Source organism: Streptomyces sp. NPDC001970 (assembly GCF_053594115.1).
This window is the reverse complement of the sequence record NZ_JBSFDW010000036.1, coordinates 78,216-93,661: the sequence shown is the minus strand read 5'-3', so window position 1 is coordinate 93,661 and position 15,446 is coordinate 78,216. Positions and strand designations below refer to the sequence as shown.

Sequence of the window (15,446 nt, the reverse complement as noted above, 5' to 3'; positions counted from 1 at the left end):
GCCAGGAACGGGGCGCCGCGATCTGCGCCCGCACCGGCTCGGACAGCTCGTACCACCGCCGGTAGGTCTCATCAATGACGCCCTCGGCCTCACTGTCGGCGCCCAGCATCCAGCAGGCGACATCGAGCAGATGCCGCCGCTCATCGAGCAGCTCCGCGATCGGCACCCCGTCATCGGTCTGTTCCATACGGCATCCTCCCTCTGGTATGGCACCACACAACGCAGCCGCCCCGCAGTCATCCAGATGACTGGTCTGTGCACGAAGGCAGAGGCAGACCCGGCGCCTCGTCGGCAGGATGCTTCTTTCCACGTCTCGGTGCTTGGGGAAGGCGGTGCGGCAGGTGACGATGAAGTCCTCGTGTATCACGTCTTTTCTTTCTCCGTGCTTCTGACCATCAGACCGGACAGACGTAAAACTTGTGACAGTGGCCGACCAAGGTGTACCGCAGGTCACGTCCGCTCGAACTGCGGCTACGCGGGGCCACCGTCCTGATCTCAGAGCTGCTCCGTCGACGTCGACGCCTGTCGAAGCTCCACACCTGGGCTGGGGCTCATGGGCACCGATCGGATATCGGATGCCCCCAGCCGGGCCGGTCCGCAGGCCGTTCGCGGGGCCAGTGAAGAGCTCCTGGGCCGGTGAGTTCATGGACGTGGTCCTGCTTCGCCCCACTGTTTGGCGATCTCTGGAGGGCTGTGCTCGACCGTAGATGGCCAGGACGCAGCGGATGCAGTGGGTCATCACGAGAGCGCAGGGCATGTGTCACACACACGCCGACCACTCGGTCTCACGTGCGAGGGATCGTAGTGCTGTTTCATGCGGCCCCAGGAAAGATCGCGATCTCATGTGCACGCAGAGACTTCTGAACAGACCGGTCCATGAGCAGACAACCGACCTTCGTGCACTGGTGTGACGGCCGAATTGAATCGGCTTGCTCGGGAAGGGAAACGACATCTTTTCCCACCGGATTCCCACCGCAATCATCCGGTCTTCAGATTGTTTCACACCTATTCAACGAGGAGGCCTTCTGTGGATTGGCGTGAAATGGCGGTCTGTCGAGGCAGAGACCCTGACCTGTTCTTCCCCGTGGGTAACAGCAACAGTGGTGCCACACTGATGCAGGTAGATGAGGCGAAGGCCGTGTGTCGTCGCTGCCCCGTTGTGGAGCAGTGTCTCAACTGGGCTGTCAAGGCTGTTTCAGTGGACGGAATATGGGGCGGCACTACAGAAGGTGAACGCCGCGCCATGAGGCAACGCCTGGTGCGCCGGTCCGATAACAAAACGGGAAATGCGGCGCGCCCATTACGGCACCCCTCTGATGGACTCGATTCAGCGAAACATCATGTGGCGATGCGGTGGGTGATGCCGCGCTCGAGTAACCATTGCCGCAGGTGGGAGTAGTCGTAACCCTTGTCGGCGTGGAGCTTGTCCGGCTTGCGGCCTCGGCGGCCTTGGGGGAGCGGATCGGCGCTATGCCCCTTACCAGGGGGATCAGCGCCTGGCTGTCGTGCCCGTTCGCCCCCGAGATTCCGACGGACAGGGGCAGACCGGTCCGCTCGGTGACCAAGTGGATCTTCGATCCGTACATGCCCCGGTCGACAGGACTCGGGCCTGTCAGGCGCCCGTCTTCAGAGCCCTCATGTGCACCGAATCGATCGCGCAGCGGGACCGGTCCAACTCGCCGCGGGAGCAGAGCTCGTCGAGGACCAGGCGGTGGAGCTTGGCCCACACTCCGGCCTTCGTCCACTGGGAGAAGCGCCCATGGGCCGGCGCTCCCGACGGCCCCGATGAGGCTGAAGGCAACTGCCGCCATGTGCAGCCGACGTCGCCACGAACACGATCGCGCCGGCACCTCCCGGTCGCCGTGCCGACGGCGGCCACCATCCTGAGGCCGCGACGGCGCCTCCGGCACCACCCGCTGGAACCACTCCCAGAACTCGTCCGGACCCAGCCGCTCGACGATCCCCACCACGACCGACAGCCTACTGAGTCAACCAAATGAGAAGACGTCTAGGAAACCGGGTTCCTTCGCGGTGCAATGGTGGCATTGGGCAGTGCCGGCGCGGGGAGACGATCTCCGTCGTACCCCTCGACCCGGCCGAACCTGTCAGATCCGCTCTGCCAGGCGTCCCGGGCCTGGACGATGTCCTCGTGCGTACGGCCGATGAAGTTCCACCACATGACGATTTCCTCCTGGAACGGCGGCCCACCCAGCAGTACCACCCGCGCCTGCTGCGGGGATGCGTTGGTCAGGGTGAGCGCCGTAAGTCCGGATGCGGCGTAGCCGAGTTCGGCAGCTCCGAGAGATGTTCCGTTCATGTGCACCTTGCCGCTGTCAACGATGACACCGTGCTCGAACTCCTCGTTGACGGGGAGATGCACCGTGGCGTCCGGCTCGATCGAAAGTTCCGCGCCGAGCAGAGGAGTGAAGGTGGGAACAGGGGATGTGTCACCCGCGAGAGAGCCAAGGAACACTCGGGCCTCGCCGCCGTCCAGGGGCACAAGGCCCGGTACGTAGTGCTGGAAGTTCCGCGCTGTAAGGCGATGCGCCTGGGGGAGAGCAACCCATAGCTGCAGGCCGTGCAACAGCGTTGTCCGTTGCGTTGACACCTCGGAGTGGCTGATTCCGAAGCCGCCCGTCATGAGGTTCAGTTCACCGGGCCTGATGAATGCATGGTTGCCGAGGCTGTCGCGATGCTCGATCTCGCCGCTGAACAGCCAGCTCACCGTCTGCAATCCGGTGTGTGGGTGGGGCGCCACCCTCATGCCGCCGGTCAGAGCCACATCGTCAGGGCCGTAGCGATCAGCGAGGCACCAGGCGCCGATAAGCGTTCGTGCTCGCTGAGGCAATGTGCGTCGCACGGTCATGGCGCGCGGGCCCCCGAGTGGTACCTTCCGCGCGGTGAGGATCTCGATGTCCTGCTTAGGGAGGTCCTCGCTTGCATACGCCAGCTCGGCGGGGTGTGTCTCCATATTGCTCACAGGATGCATCCTCTTCTCGTGACGTTTCGGTCGAAACGGTGTGCTGACGGTAGGCCGGTTGGGGAGACGACCGAACGGATGCAAGAGCCCGACTCCACGTGACGTTCTCAGCAGTGGCTCTCCAGGCCGAAGTGTCACGGGACTGTCTCACCCATGACATGCTCGGCTCTCGGCGGGAGCGGCAGGGGCATCAGATCCGGCGACGGCACTGTGGCCGAAACACTCTGTGCAGGCTCGGCTCACCGACCACACCGCTCCCACCATACAGGTGACGGAAGACTCCCCATCACGGTATGTCACACCTTCACTGGGTGGCTGGTCATAAGAGGGACAGCGGTTCACGAACCCTGCCCTAGGAGTACAGCCGTGAACAGTTCAATCCTCGAGCGTGCCGCGCAGGATCCCGGCTGCAGTGCATCAGGCCGCCTCCGCCCTGCTTGAGATACAGCTGTAGGGGAGGTACGTACGAGCGAGTCAACTCCCCGGCCTCCTGCATCGCGGAGGAGCAATGGCCCACACGCGGGGGGACACGGCTTTGCACCGTGTCAGCGTGTCGCGTGCGCACAACGTCACGCGGTGCATCGAAAAGGTGTCGTAGAGCCTGTCGCCCGAGGCCGTACGAGGGTGCGGGATTCCCGAGCACGGACTGCACCGATTACCTGGACCCGTCGCGGACAGCACCCTGCTGCACTGGTCTGAAATTCTCACTCGCGATCGTGGACTCACATTGAGGCCGAATATTCAGGGCCTGCAAAGTCGTTAGACGCAACGCGCGAGTAATTCAGGAATGAGTGGTTAATGATGGGCAAGGAGACCCAACCGGCCGATTCACAGAAAGGGCGCAGAGGGGAAAAGGTAGCCGATTGGACCGATGGCCGATTGGGTTCCTACAACCTGGCCAAGGCCAGCATACGAAGGGTGTTCCCGGACCACTGGTCTTTCATGCTGGGGGAAATCTGTCTCTACAGTTTCATCATCCTTGTCCTCACCGGTGTGTACCTGACTTTCTACTTCCACCCGTCATCGGAACTGCTGCAATACCAGGGCAGCTATGTTCCGTTGCAGGGTCAGCTCGTGTCGGAAGCATTCAACTCGACCATGCACATATCCTTCGATGTCCGTGGCGGTCTACTGATCCGACAGGCCCACCACTGGGCAGCGCTGATCTTCGTCGCCGGCGTGTTCGTGCATATGATGCGTGTCTTCTTCACGGGTGCATTCCGCAAGCCGCGTGAGCTCAACTGGGTGTTCGGCTACCTGCTGCTGATCCTGGGCATGTTCGGGGGCTTGACCGGATACGACCTACCAGACGATCTTCTTTCTGGTACTGGGCTTGCAGTCGTGAACGGAACAATCCTCTCTGTGCCCGTTGCAGGCACCTACCTATCAATGTTCCTTTTTGGTGGCGATTTCCCAGGGAATGACCTGGTGGCCCGCTTCAACACCATCCACGTTCTGCTGATCCCGGCCATCATGGTGGCACTGATTGTCGTCCACCTGGCCTTGTCCATCCACCACAGGCACACCCAGTACCCCGGGCCTGGACGCTCGAACAAGAACTTCGTCGGCTTGCCGCTTCGGGTGTACGCCGTGAAATCGGCCGGATATTTCTTCCTGGTCGCCGGTCTCATCTTCTTCATCGCGTCGATCGCGCAGATCAACCCCATCTGGAAGTACGGTCCTTATCGCGCCGATCAGGTTTCGGCGGGGTCGCAGCCCGACTGGTACATGGGCGTAGCTGACGGTCTACTACGAGTCATGCCCGGCTGGGAGATCAATTTCTGGGGCCATACCCTTGCTCTCGATAACCTCATCCCGTTGTTGGTGGGCGCCGGCCTCTTCCTCGCATTGGGCGCATACCCCTTTATCGAGTCTTGGGTCACTGGTGATGATCGCGAGCATCACCTCCTCGACAGCCCACGCAACCGGCCGGTGCGCACGGGGCTCGGTGCCGCGTGGCTGAGTGTGTACCTCGTGGCGTTGCTCGGCGCGGCGAACGATCTGATCGCCACTCAACTTCATGTCTCGGTCAATGCCGTGACGTGGGCGGTCCGCATCGGTCTCTTCGTTGTGCCTGTGGTCGTCTACGTCATAGCGAAGCGCTGGGCTCTCGGCCTCCAGCGGCGCGACCGCGACAGAGTACTGCACGGCCGCGAGACCGGCGTCATCAGACGTCTGCCTCACGGTGAGTTCATTGAGGTGCACGAACCGCTCAGCCAAGAACGACTGCACACCCTGACGGCGCACGAGCAGTACAAGCCCCTCGCCCCCGTTCCGGCGGGAAGCGAGGCGAGCGTGAAGGGCAAGCCCACTCGGGCTCAGCGGCTGCGAGCCAGGCTCAGCCGGAGCTTTTACGGGGAGGGCACACAGGTCCCCAAGCCCACCGTCCAAGAGTACAAGGAGATCACCGGCCGGCACCGACGGTGACATCCCGTGGTCGGACGGTGCGCTGGGTGTCTTGATGCCCTTTCCCCCTTGTGCGGTTCTCGTCGTCCTGCCGGTCGTGGCGAAACGACAGGGCGTTGAGCTCGTGACAGTGCCAGAGATGCAGAAGGAGGCTGGGGCCTCGGTCGGGGAGCGCCATCGGGAATCACCGTTCGTCGCGGTGTTCATGGTGGCGCGGTTGTGGTCCAGGACGGGGCGGCGGCTGGGCCTGGTCCGGGAGGGGAGGAGCGCCGGGGGTTTGGCAGTGTCCGCGGACGGTGTGACGACTGCGCGAAGGACCCGGCGGGGCGAGGCGCATGCGGTGCTCGTGACGGGGGGACCACCGCGGTGGCCGACTTCCCGACGTACCGGCAGACCTGTACCCCGGCCCGGGAGCGCCGGCCGCAAGTGAACGCCGCTTCGGGGCGGAGCGGGTCGGGGTTGTCGCCCGTGGCGACCGACAGCCGGCCGGCGACATCGGGGCCGACGCCGTTCAGTTCATAAGGGCAGGATTGGTCTCTTCGGTGAGCGGGGCGATCAGCTTGTCGAGCTCGTCGATCCCCTGGCCGAGGTCGCGGTGGCGGCGGGCGAGGGACCGCAAAGCGATCTTCGTCCCGGTCATGGATCCCCGGCCTGATCCAGGACGGGGCGGAAGGTCGCGCGGATGGCCGGCAGATCCTTGTCGCCGAGGTGCCGCAGCATGGTCCGGACTCCTTGCGGCGCCGTGGCGATCAGCGTCTTGATCGGCTTGGCGCCGTCAGCTCGCTGCTGGATCACGCTGCGGCGGGCGACCCGCAGTGCCCGCAGGACTCGACCCGGCCGTCGTGGAGCTTGGGTATGCCGGTGCGGCGTTCGGCGAGCGCGGCCCCGGCGGCTGCTTCCGCATCGACCGGGTCGGACTTGCCCTGCCAGCGCCGGGTCTTGCGGTCGGGGCGGTCGATCTCCACCACGGTGACCTCGTGCTCGCGCAGGTAACGGGGCCAGGCCCACGCCGTAGGCGCCGGTGCCTTCCGCTCACACCATGACCAGGAAGCCGAATGAGCGGAGCCAGGTCAGCAGTTTGCGGTAGCCAAGCCCGGAGACAGGAAACTGGGCTGATCCCAGGACCCGGCCGGCGGAGTCGATCGCGGCCGCGGTGTGGGTGTCCTCGTGGTGTCGACGCCGTCGGTGACCTCGACCTGGTGTGCGCCACCGTCGACTGTGCCGTCCTCTCCATCCGACCGGGTGCGATGGCACCTGCCGGCCGGGAGAGGGCGGACAAGACAGTGATGACGCGGTCACCGCAAGCCTTTCGTTGGTCCGAGCCGGAATTGGCTGCGGTCACGTCCGCTGGTGTGGTGTACGCCGGCCACTCGGTGATCTCGTTCCTTGAGGCTGTGCGGTGAGATCGGTCGGGAGTACAGGTTCGTCTGCTTCTGACTCGATCGGGTGGAGGCGGAGCGTGGCGAGAAGTTCGCGGCCCATGTGGCGGCGGGCTTCGGTCCACTCGTCGTTCTGCTCGGCCAGCCCGGCGCCCACCAGCCGGTTCAGAGCGGTGGGTCGGGGAAGATCCCGAGCACTCGGTGCGACGCCTGATCTCCCTATTCAGCCTGTCCTGGGGATTGTTCGACCAGTCTGCTGCCAGATCTCATGGGGGAAAGCGGTGAACGCCGGTAGGTCACCCTGCGGGGCATCCAAATGGACTGCGGCTTCGGCGTCGGGCTATACGAAAACGGTCCGCAGCAGGTGTTGCCACCCAGGGCTGAGCGGACTTGGAGACCTGGCAAGCAGGTTGCGGGCCTCGCGGGTGCGGCAGCACGAAGCCCATGACGAGCGGGCGCGGCGCGTGGAAATCCCTGTCGCTCCCACCTCGTCGCTGTGCAGCGGCAGGTTCGGTGAAGCGAGGTCGCCGTGCACGATCTGCTCCGTCAGAAGCGGCAGGTGCTCCAGGATCGCGGCGGCCCCTTCCAGCGCTACGCGTTTCCGGACGGCCTCCAGGGCCCAGGCCTCGAAGGCGTCGAGCCGGCCCTGCCGACCGAGTTCGCTGAGCATCTGGCCGAAGTGGGCCCGCGCCCGTGGCAGATCGCAGACCTCGGCTCCTGAAAGCTGCCGGGGCTTGTGGCGGCGGGATGAGCGGCGAGCCGCGGTGTAGCCCGGCGGAGGGTGGTGCCGACCGATGGCCCGGGCCCCGGTAAGGCCGCCCTCGGCGGTCACCGCGCCGGCGACGTACTCCCACAGCGAAGCGACATCGGTAGCCGGCCTCCGGTCTCCATCAGGTCGCTCTCGACGGTGCGCCGCACCGCCGGCCGGCACGCCACCGGCGCGCGTGAACGAGGCCGGCTCGACGGCCGCACGTTCCGTCTGCAGTGGGCACCGTCGCGGTAGACCTTGATGACGAACCACCGGCGTCCGTTCCGGACGTTGACGTGGTAGTTGACCGTCCAGTGCGGCGGGGATCTGCGCCACCCGAGGCGGGACCACGCGGTAGGCGAAGATCAGTCGCCGTATCACTGAAGGCAGCGCTGCTCGTGCAGGACGCGGATGCGCCTGTGGTCCGCACCTGTAGTGCAAATCCCCTCACACGGACCGAGCTATTCTGTCCGGTCTCCGCCTGAGTGTTCTTCATTGGTGGCGGCGCTCGAGGGAACTGCTGAACGGTGAATCTGGTGCAGCGCGTTGGACAAGGCTCCTATTTGCTCGTCGAGCGCAGCGAGTGCTTCGCGAAGCTCGGTGACATGGGTCTCGAGCTCGGTGGCTTCGGCGGTCAGCGACACCACGGTGGCCGTGACAGCGAGTCGGTTCTCAGATGTTGGGGTCATCACGCGTCCTACTTCGGCAGAGGCCTGAAGAAATCTGGCCGTCACATCGGCTGCCCATGAGGGGACGTCTGATGTGCCGACGAGCGTCCCATCGTCAGGCAGCCTGCGTCTGGTTCAGCTGCACTGCCGATATGTCGAGGATCAACTTCACTTTGTCGCTGAGCAGGACGCCCCCCGTGTCCAGCGCCGTGTTCCAGGCGAGCCCCCAGTCGGAACGCTGCAGGGTGGCTGTGCCCTCGAAGCCGATACGGTTCTTCCCGTAGGGGTCCCGGCTGGCCCCACCGAACTCGAGGTCCATGATGATCGGCAGTTCGACGTCCCTGATCCTCAGGTCCCCGGACATGCGGAACCGGTCGTCATCAGTGCGGAGGATCCCGGTGGAGCGGAAGGTCATCAACGGGAACAACGCGGAATCGAAGAAGTCCGGGCCGGTGACATGCGCATCCCGGTCGCGCATCCCCGTATCCAGACTGCCGGTCTGAACACTCACGTATGCCTCGGACTGAGTGGGCTGGGATCCGTCGAGCTTGAGAACCCCTTCGAAGTCGGTGAACGTTCCGCGCACATTCGTGATCATGGCGTGCCGCACGGCGAAGCCGATCGTGCTGTGGGCGGGGTCGATGGTGTAGACCCCGGTCAGCGCTTCGTAGGGGTTGGTGTCGGACAGAGTGGCTTCCCCGCGGTTCTTGAGCATGGCGCGCCGCTTCCTTCGTGCTGTGGATGTGAGGTGGACAGATGTCGGCACAGCTGCCGGGAACCGCAGTTGAATCCAGGGTTCCTGTTTGCACTGAAGCCGTGCCGGTCATTGGCATCGAAACCCAGACGCATGTGACCTGCTGTGCGCAGGCGGCAGAGTGAGCCCTCGGACGAGGGCGGGTGGCCCTGCCTGTGAGCAGGGCCACCCCGAGGACTTACTGCTTCTGCGCGAGCCAGTCGGTGAACCGGGTCTCGGCGAGGTGCGCGCCGGGACCCGGCACGAGCGTGGTCTCCTCCAGCTCGGCTCCGTAGTACCGGGCGTGCGGGTCCGTGACGACCGTGCGGGGGTCGTTCTTGGCGGCGAGTCCCTTACGGATGAGCTCGTCGAGCTGGAAGGTGTCGGGGCCGGCGACCTCCACCACGCCGTTGGCCGGGGCGCCGACCGCAGTGCGGCCGACAGCGGCGGCCACGTCGTCGGAGTAGATGGGCTGGAACTTGACGGGGGCCAGACGCACGGTGTCGCCCTCGGTCGCTGCGTCCGCGATCCCCTTGACGAACTCGAAGAACTGCGTGGCGTGGACGATGGAGTACGGGATGCCGGACGTCTTGATCAGCTCTTCCTGGGCCTGCTTGGCGCGGAAGTACCCGCTCTCCTGGAGGCGATCGGTGCCGACCACGGACAGCGCCACGTGGTGCGTCACGCCGGCCTCGGCCTCAGCCTTCAGGAGGTTGGCCGTGGAGGTGCGGAAGAAGTTCATCACGGCGTCGTCCTCCCACGAGGGCGCGTTGGACACGTCGACCACGACCTCTGCGCCCTGCAGCACCTCGGCCAGCCCCTCGCCCGTCAGCGTGTTGACGCCGGTGTTGGGCGCGGCCGCGACCGCCTCGTGCCCACGCTCGTTGAGCTTGACGACCAGCTTTGAGCCGATCAGCCCGGTGCCGCCGATCACTACGACCTTCATGATTGGGATCCTTTCGGAGGTACTTCATCTGCAGCGGGCGCGATGAGCCGAGCTGCTCGCCGACACCGGTCATGGTTGTCTGCATGAGATGACAGGACGGTGACTGTATTTGTGACAGGGCGCCCGGGTGGAATCGGAGATTCTTCTCAACGACGCGGGCGAACCCCGGGGTGGCGCCACGGTGTTGCACCGTGCACGTCCACATGAAATTACGCGAGTGTGCGTGTGCAAGAGATGCGCCTGCAGGCGCGGCGTGCTGGAAGGCAAAACCCGCCTGGTTACTCTACGAGCTTTCCTTCGGTCGAGACATCTTCCATCAGAGAGGAAATCTCGTCCGGGATCGGGGGAATGTTTTCGTGGGTGATCCCCGTGCTGGGGGACCACACGAGGTTGACCTGCAGTGCGGGGTCCATGTCCGGGTAATCGCTGCGGTTGTGGCAGCCGCGGGTCTCACGGCGCTCGAGTGCCGCTTCGAGTGTGGCCCGGGCGGCCAGGGCGGCGGACTTGAGATCGAAGGCGTGCGCGAGATCCTGGTAGCCGGCGATGTCGGGATGGACACCGACGTTCTCCATCCGCTCCTCGATCGCAGCGAGTTCCGCCAGCCCGGCGCGCAGCCCTTCCTCGTCGCGTACGACGCCCGCGTGCTCGGTCATGGTGTTGCGGATGGCGCGCTGCAGTGCGCGGACGTTCTCCGGCCCGTCCGCGACGAGCAGGTCGTCGACCTCCGCACGGGCCTCGGCCACCGCCGATGCCGACCGCGGTTGCGCAGTCAGCGACTCGGAGTAGGCGGCGGCTGCCTGTCCGGTGATGCGGCCGTAGACCAGCAGCTCGATGAGGCTGTTGCCGCCGAGGCGGTTGGCGCCGTGCAGCCCGCTTGCCGCCTCACCGATGGCATAGAGGCCGCGGACGTCGGTGCTGTGGTCCTCGGGCCGGACCCAGACCCCGCCCATCGAGTAGTGCGCCGTGGGCGCGACCTCGATCGGCTCGCGGGTGATGTCCAGCATCTGCAGGTCCAGAAGCGTCTGATAGACCCGGGGGAGCCGGGCCATGATCGTCTGCCGGGGGAGGTGGGAGACGTCGAGCCATACCCCGCCCTTGGGTGTGCCCCGTCCTTCCTTGATTTCCGTGTAGGAGGCGAGGGCCACGCGGTCGCGGGTGGAGAGTTCCATGCGCTTGGGGTCGTAGTGGACCATGAACCGCTCGCCGACCCCGTTGCGCAGGATGCCGCCCTCGCCGCGTGCGGCTTCGCTGACGAGGGTGCCGGCCGCGTTCTCCGGCTCGATGATTCCCGAGGGGTGGAACTGGACCAGCTCCGGGTCGCGCAGACGGGCCCCGGCCTCGACGGCGAGCCGGAACGAGTCACCGGTGTTCTCGTCGCGTCGTGAGGAGGTGCGGCGCCAGATGCGGGTGTGGCCGCCGGCCGCGAGGATGACGGCGTCGGCGTGGATGAGGTAGCGCGTTCCGCTGTTGAGGTCGAAGCCGTAGGCCCCGAACACGGCACCGTCGTGGACCAGGAGCCGGGTGATGTAGACGCTGTCGAGCATGGGAATGTCGAGCTGGCCTGCGCGCCTGATGAGCGTGCGCTGGATCTCCAGACCGGTGTAGTCGCCGGCGAAGGCGGTGCGGCGGAACTTGTGCGCGCCGAAGAACCGCTGGGAGATACGGCCGTCCGTCTCCCTCGCGAAGGCCATGCCGTAGCGCTCCAGATCGTCGATGCCCAGGGCGGCGCCCTGGGTGACGATCTCGGCGGTGCGGGGATCGCCGAGCAGGTAGCTCTCCTTGAGGGTGTCCGCGGCATGCTGCTGCCAGCTGTCCTCGGGGTCCATCGTGGCCAGGGCTGCGTTGATTCCCCCGGCAGCGAGGGCCGTGTGGGTATCGTCCTTGGGGCGCTTACCGACGGCGAGGACGTCGATACCGGCCTCGGCCAGCTCGATCGCCGCCCGCAGGCCGGATCCGCCGGTACCGATCACCAGCACCATGGTGGAAATACGTTGTTCGGTGATAGCCACGATTACTCCGATCGACTTGGTCGTCATGAGTACGACCAGGCGATCGGGGTATTTGTGACACCGGAATCGAGGACTTTCCGTCTCGCGACGGCCGTGCCGAAGAACGTGTGCGGCGCGGCGGCGGACGGGGCCGCGGGTTCCCTTCATCCGTGCAGCCACGCGCTCTGTCCGGCGAATACGTGGGTGAGGGGGTGACGATGGCCTGCGATGTCGTCGCCCCTCACCCACGAGCGCGAAGCGTCAGGGGAGGAGGCTGTCCAGGGGGACATCGGGATCGGCGAGGAGGGCGTCGTCGATGTCGGACCCGGACAGGATCAGGGAACGGATCGGATCGATGACGTCCCACACATTGACGCTCATCCCCGCGAGCACACGGTTCCCCGACATCCAGAAGGCGATGAACTGCCGTTCGGCGGCGTCGCCACGGAAGATGACACGGTCGTAGCCGCCCGGCTCTGTGTAACCCGTGTACTCCATCCCGAGGTCGTACTGATCAGTGTAGAAGTACGGCAGCCTGTCGTAGACGGCGTCCTTGCCGAGCATGCTCAGCGCGGCCGTGAGCGGCTGGTTCAAGGCATTGGCCCAGTGCTCGACACGGATGTGATGGCCGAGCAGCGGGTGGTAGGCGTTGGCGACGTCACCCGCGGCGTAGATGTCGGCCACCGAGGTCCGCAGGTGCTCGTCGGTGACGATGCCGTTCCGCACCTCAAGGCCCGCTTCCTCCGCAAGTCGGACGTTGGGTGTGATGCCGATGCCCACGACCACGGCGTCCGCGGCCAGGTGGCTGCCGTCGGCGAGCGTCACCCCGTCCACGCGACCACCGGTTCCGGTGATGCTCTCGACCTGCGCGCGAGGGCGCAGATCCACCCCGTGATCCTTGTGCAGGCCGGCGAACACTTCTGCCGCCTCACGCCCGAGCACCTTCAGCAGCGGCAGCTCCGAGTGCTCGAGCACCGTCACCTCCGCGCCGGCCATCCGGGCGGCCGCGGCGGTCTCGAGGCCGATCCAGCCGCCGCCGATGACGACGATCTTCGCCCCCTTGGTGAAGGCGGCTTTGAGCCGTTCGCTGTCTCCCACGCGCCGCAGATACAGAACGTTGTCGAGATCCGCTCCGGGAATGGACAGACGGCGCGGAGACGAACCGGTCGCCAGGAGCAGCTTGGCGTAGGGCACACGACGCCCGTCGTCCAGCTCCACCTCCTTGGCGCGCACATCGACAGCCCTCACGCTCGTGCCCAGGAGCAGGTCGACGTCATGCTCCGCGTACCAGTCCTCGGGGTGCACGAAGATCGAGTCGCGCTCCTCCTTGCCAAGCAGATAGCCCTTGGAAAGCGGCGGCCGGATGTAGGGCCGCTCCTGCTCGTCGCCGATGATGACGAGCGGGCCGCTGTGGCCGTGCTCCCGAAGCGTCTCCGCCGCCTTGCCCGCGGCCAGGCCGCCTCCGACGATCACGAAAGTATTCACAGGGGACACGTTGTTCCTCATCTCGGATGTCGCATGCTGCGAGCCATGTTATGAGAGTCACCAATCAGACCACGTGACTGCGCACCCTGTGACAACCTCCCGTTCAGCCATTGAGACGCTCGCGGCAGTGTGAGGCGCCCCGAACGGACGTGCAGGCCCTCGACGTACAGGTATGGGCCACTGTCACAACATCATGGGTTCCCCGGTCATACGGCTAGCCGGACGGGCTGCAGTGGTCAGCCATCCGTGATCGTCTCCGCTGACGACGAAGGAGGAGAAGATGACGTATGTCATTGCGCAGCCCTGCGTCGACATCAAGGACAGGGCCTGTGTGACGGAATGCCCGGTGGACTGCATCTACGAGGGCGAGCGGACGCTCTACATCAACCCGTCCGAGTGCGTCGACTGCCACGCGTGCGAGCCGGTCTGCCCGGTGGAGGCCATCTTCTACGAGGACGACCTCCCACAGCGATGGGCGCACTACAGGTCCATCAATGCCGAGTACTTCGAGCAGCCTTCCGAGTGGCAGGGAGACCCGTTGGTCACCGATGGCGACCACCGTCTCATCGCCGAACTGCCCCTGCAGAGTTCACAGAAGAAGGCCATCTCCGTATTCACCATACGCAAGGAAGAAGCTGCCGAGGCCGACCTGTGGTTCCCGTCCTGACCAGGGGCGCCCTCGTGCTCGGCCTTCCCTCCCCTCGCAGGGCCACCGGGAGCCGGTGTGAGGTCAGTTCGGCAGTGCATGGCCCTGAGGCCGGCGGGACGATGTCGTGATCGTGGGCACGGTGACCACCGAAACGTCTCCCGTGAGAAGACGATGCACCGGACAGCGGCCGGCCACCGCCAGCAGCCTCTCTACCTGGTCGGACTCCAGGTCGCCGGCGAGCCGGATGTTCTTGACGATCTGTCCCCGCGCATCGAAGTCCAGGTCCACATCGACGTGGTGGAGCTGCCACCCGTGCCGGCCCGCGTAGGCGCGTACCGCCATGGAGGTGCACGATCCGAGCGCGGCCAGGAGCAGCTCCCCAGGTGTGGGTCCGGAATCCGTGCTGATGGGTTCAGGTTCGTCTGCTGTCAAGATGTGAGGCCCGACCTCGATGGAGCGGGCAAGACGCCGCCCCTCACGAACTGACACGGTGCGTACGGACATCAGTCTGCCTCTCTGCAGGAGGGGAATCCACCGCTCGTGGCCGGTGACCACCAAGGGGACGGCGAGCTTCGCCCGTTGCGGTGTCTCGCCAGTTACCAGGAAGACAGAAGTGCTCATGCTCGTGTGACAGACTTTCCTCCTGTTGTGTACTCAAGAGGACACCATCAGCGGTTTCGGACCGGAGGACCCGAGCGTGCTGTCACACTGCGCTGTGCTGCACGGTCTTATCTCAGAACCCGACGCTTAAATGACCGGTCAGACCGCACGCGAATGATGATTTCTCCCACCGCGCACGGCTGCGGAAGAAGGAGGCCATGCGCTATAAGTTCAAGATTGTCCGGATAGGTCCAGGCAACATCGAACGCGCTGCGGCTATGCACCGCAGGTGCTCCACCCACACACTGTGGAATCGGTACCACAGGGCGATGGGCGATCCTCATTCTTACCTGTGCACACTGCTGGCTCGCCCAGGTTCGGTGCATCTGGCTGTGCAGGACACTTCTGACAGTATCGTCGCCGTGGGGCATCTGATGCCGGACAACGAGAACGCAGAGGCAGCACTCCTCGTCGAGGATGCGTGGCAGAACAATGGGCTCGGTACTCGACTGCTCCGCCATCTTGGGCACCATGCCATCAGGGGAGGCTGGAAGGAGATCTACGGCCTCATCCTGCCTGGTGACGAGCGCATTTCTGCCATCCTGCGCCACACTGCCGTTCCGGTCCACTGCATCAAGGAGGAGGGCGTGACGACAGCCTGGGCTGAAACCAGTGATATTGCGACCACGATCCCTCCTGGGCGACGAAGAACCGGTTCCCGAATCCAGGCGGGCGGCTGGTGAGTGCCGGGGGAGTGCCGTGGGGGGGGGGGCGGGGGGGGCCGGCCGGCGGGGGGGCGGGGGCCCCACCCCCCCGGGGCGGGGGGCCCCCGGGGCCGGGGGCCCACCACCACCACCCGGGGGA

At 65.5% G+C, this 15,446-nt stretch carries 14 protein-coding genes and 4 pseudogenes; 5 read left to right on the top strand and 13 right to left on the bottom strand.

What is annotated here, in order from left to right:
* Positions 1 to 187 (bottom strand): annotated as a pseudogene (locus ACWCP0_RS33090) (RNA polymerase subunit sigma); the annotation flags it as partial.
* Between the two features lie 840 nt (positions 188 to 1,027).
* On the opposite strand from ACWCP0_RS33090, the pseudogene ACWCP0_RS33085 reads away from it, so the two are divergent.
* A pseudogene (locus ACWCP0_RS33085) lies at positions 1,028 to 1,282 on the top strand (WhiB family transcriptional regulator); the annotation flags it as partial.
* A gap of 62 nt (positions 1,283 to 1,344) precedes the next feature.
* On the opposite strand, the pseudogene ACWCP0_RS33080 reads toward ACWCP0_RS33085, so the two are convergent.
* Both ACWCP0_RS33080 and ACWCP0_RS33075 read right to left on the bottom strand, forming a co-directional pair.
* A pseudogene (locus ACWCP0_RS33080) lies at positions 1,345 to 1,979 on the bottom strand (IS5 family transposase); the annotation flags it as partial.
* A gap of 29 nt (positions 1,980 to 2,008) precedes the next feature.
* Positions 2,009 to 2,980 carry a pirin family protein gene (locus ACWCP0_RS33075; RefSeq protein WP_451082439.1) on the bottom strand — a complete coding sequence of 324 codons (972 nt, stop codon included), beginning with the start codon at positions 2,978 to 2,980 and terminating at the stop codon, positions 2,009 to 2,011.
* A gap of 801 nt (positions 2,981 to 3,781) precedes the next feature.
* Between ACWCP0_RS33075 and qcrB the strand changes: the two genes are divergently transcribed.
* Positions 3,782 to 5,407, top strand: a complete 1,626-nt coding sequence (gene qcrB / locus ACWCP0_RS33070) for a cytochrome bc1 complex cytochrome b subunit (RefSeq protein ID WP_451082444.1) — start codon at positions 3,782 to 3,784, stop codon at positions 5,405 to 5,407.
* A 490-nt stretch (positions 5,408 to 5,897) separates the two neighbouring features.
* Here qcrB and ACWCP0_RS33065 read toward each other — a convergent pair whose 3' ends face one another.
* The 4 genes and pseudogenes from ACWCP0_RS33065 to ACWCP0_RS33050 form a co-directional block, all read right to left on the bottom strand.
* Positions 5,898 to 6,026 (bottom strand): hypothetical protein, encoded by a 129-nt coding sequence (locus ACWCP0_RS33065; RefSeq protein ID WP_451082438.1) that lies wholly within the window; start codon positions 6,024 to 6,026, stop codon positions 5,898 to 5,900.
* Positions 6,023 to 6,181, bottom strand: a complete 159-nt coding sequence (locus ACWCP0_RS33060; protein ID WP_451082437.1) for a hypothetical protein — start codon at positions 6,179 to 6,181, stop codon at positions 6,023 to 6,025. The genes ACWCP0_RS33065 and ACWCP0_RS33060 overlap by 4 nt, the downstream gene beginning before the upstream one ends.
* Positions 6,178 to 6,354, bottom strand: a complete 177-nt coding sequence (locus tag ACWCP0_RS33055) for a hypothetical protein (protein ID WP_451082436.1) — start codon at positions 6,352 to 6,354, stop codon at positions 6,178 to 6,180. The genes ACWCP0_RS33060 and ACWCP0_RS33055 overlap by 4 nt, the downstream gene beginning before the upstream one ends.
* 370 nt (positions 6,355 to 6,724) lie before the next feature.
* Positions 6,725 to 7,216: pseudogene (locus ACWCP0_RS33050) on the bottom strand (transposase); the annotation flags it as partial.
* Between the two features lie 78 nt (positions 7,217 to 7,294).
* Here ACWCP0_RS33050 and ACWCP0_RS33045 point away from each other — a divergent pair.
* Positions 7,295 to 7,486 (top strand): hypothetical protein, encoded by a 192-nt coding sequence (locus ACWCP0_RS33045; protein ID WP_451082445.1) that lies wholly within the window; start codon positions 7,295 to 7,297, stop codon positions 7,484 to 7,486.
* Positions 7,487 to 7,974: 488 nt separating this feature from the next.
* Here the strand turns inward: ACWCP0_RS33045 and ACWCP0_RS33040 are convergent, their stop codons facing one another.
* The 5 genes from ACWCP0_RS33040 to ACWCP0_RS33020 all read right to left on the bottom strand — a co-directional run bounded on the left by ACWCP0_RS33040 (position 7,975) and on the right by ACWCP0_RS33020 (position 13,354).
* Positions 7,975 to 8,202, bottom strand: a complete 228-nt coding sequence (locus ACWCP0_RS33040; RefSeq protein WP_451082435.1) for a hypothetical protein — start codon at positions 8,200 to 8,202, stop codon at positions 7,975 to 7,977.
* 94 nt (positions 8,203 to 8,296) lie between these two features.
* On the bottom strand, positions 8,297 to 8,896 hold the full coding sequence (locus tag ACWCP0_RS33035; protein ID WP_451082434.1) for a YceI family protein: 600 nt from the start codon (positions 8,894 to 8,896) through the stop codon (positions 8,297 to 8,299).
* 217 nt (positions 8,897 to 9,113) lie between these two features.
* Positions 9,114 to 9,860 carry an SDR family oxidoreductase gene (locus ACWCP0_RS33030; protein ID WP_451082433.1) on the bottom strand — a complete coding sequence of 249 codons (747 nt, stop codon included), beginning with the start codon at positions 9,858 to 9,860 and terminating at the stop codon, positions 9,114 to 9,116.
* A gap of 278 nt (positions 9,861 to 10,138) precedes the next feature.
* Positions 10,139 to 11,839, bottom strand: a complete 1,701-nt coding sequence (locus ACWCP0_RS33025; protein WP_451082443.1) for an L-aspartate oxidase — start codon at positions 11,837 to 11,839, stop codon at positions 10,139 to 10,141.
* Between the two features lie 270 nt (positions 11,840 to 12,109).
* On the bottom strand, positions 12,110 to 13,354 hold the full coding sequence (locus ACWCP0_RS33020; protein ID WP_451082432.1) for an NAD(P)/FAD-dependent oxidoreductase: 1,245 nt from the start codon (positions 13,352 to 13,354) through the stop codon (positions 12,110 to 12,112).
* Between the two features lie 259 nt (positions 13,355 to 13,613).
* On the opposite strand from ACWCP0_RS33020, the gene fdxA reads away from it, so the two are divergent.
* Positions 13,614 to 14,000, top strand: coding sequence for a ferredoxin (gene fdxA / locus ACWCP0_RS33015; RefSeq protein ID WP_451082431.1), 387 nt, complete (start codon positions 13,614 to 13,616; stop codon positions 13,998 to 14,000).
* A gap of 63 nt (positions 14,001 to 14,063) precedes the next feature.
* Here the strand turns inward: fdxA and ACWCP0_RS33010 are convergent, their stop codons facing one another.
* Entirely contained in the window at positions 14,064 to 14,603 is a 540-nt protein-coding gene (locus ACWCP0_RS33010; protein ID WP_451082430.1) for an OsmC family protein, read from the bottom strand.
* A gap of 308 nt (positions 14,604 to 14,911) precedes the next feature.
* Here ACWCP0_RS33010 and ACWCP0_RS33005 point away from each other — a divergent pair, with 308 nt between their 5' ends.
* Positions 14,912 to 15,325: a GNAT family N-acetyltransferase gene (locus ACWCP0_RS33005; RefSeq protein WP_451082429.1), complete on the top strand. Its 414-nt coding sequence runs from the start codon at positions 14,912 to 14,914 to the stop codon at positions 15,323 to 15,325.
* The last annotated feature ends 121 nt before the right edge of the window (positions 15,326 to 15,446 follow it).

Bases quoted from the DNA above. Each gene is read 5' to 3' on its own strand.
- fdxA (WP_451082431.1), top strand. From the start codon at position 13,614: ATGACGTATGTCATTGCGCAGCCCTGCGTCGACATCAAGGACAGGGCC.
- ACWCP0_RS33025 (WP_451082443.1), bottom strand. From the start codon at position 11,839: ATGGTGCTGGTGATCGGTACCGGCGGATCCGGCCTGCGGGCGGCGATC.
- ACWCP0_RS33030 (WP_451082433.1), bottom strand. From the start codon at position 9,860: ATGAAGGTCGTAGTGATCGGCGGCACCGGGCTGATCGGCTCAAAGCTG.
- ACWCP0_RS33010 (WP_451082430.1), bottom strand. From the start codon at position 14,603: ATGAGCACTTCTGTCTTCCTGGTAACTGGCGAGACACCGCAACGGGCG.
- ACWCP0_RS33040 (WP_451082435.1), bottom strand. From the start codon at position 8,202: ATGACCCCAACATCTGAGAACCGACTCGCTGTCACGGCCACCGTGGTG.
- ACWCP0_RS33020 (WP_451082432.1), bottom strand. From the start codon at position 13,354: ATGAGGAACAACGTGTCCCCTGTGAATACTTTCGTGATCGTCGGAGGC.
- qcrB (WP_451082444.1), top strand. From the start codon at position 3,782: ATGGGCAAGGAGACCCAACCGGCCGATTCACAGAAAGGGCGCAGAGGG.
- ACWCP0_RS33035 (WP_451082434.1), bottom strand. From the start codon at position 8,896: ATGCTCAAGAACCGCGGGGAAGCCACTCTGTCCGACACCAACCCCTAC.
- ACWCP0_RS33065 (WP_451082438.1), bottom strand. From the start codon at position 6,026: ATGACCGGGACGAAGATCGCTTTGCGGTCCCTCGCCCGCCGCCACCGC.
- ACWCP0_RS33005 (WP_451082429.1), top strand. From the start codon at position 14,912: ATGGGCGATCCTCATTCTTACCTGTGCACACTGCTGGCTCGCCCAGGT.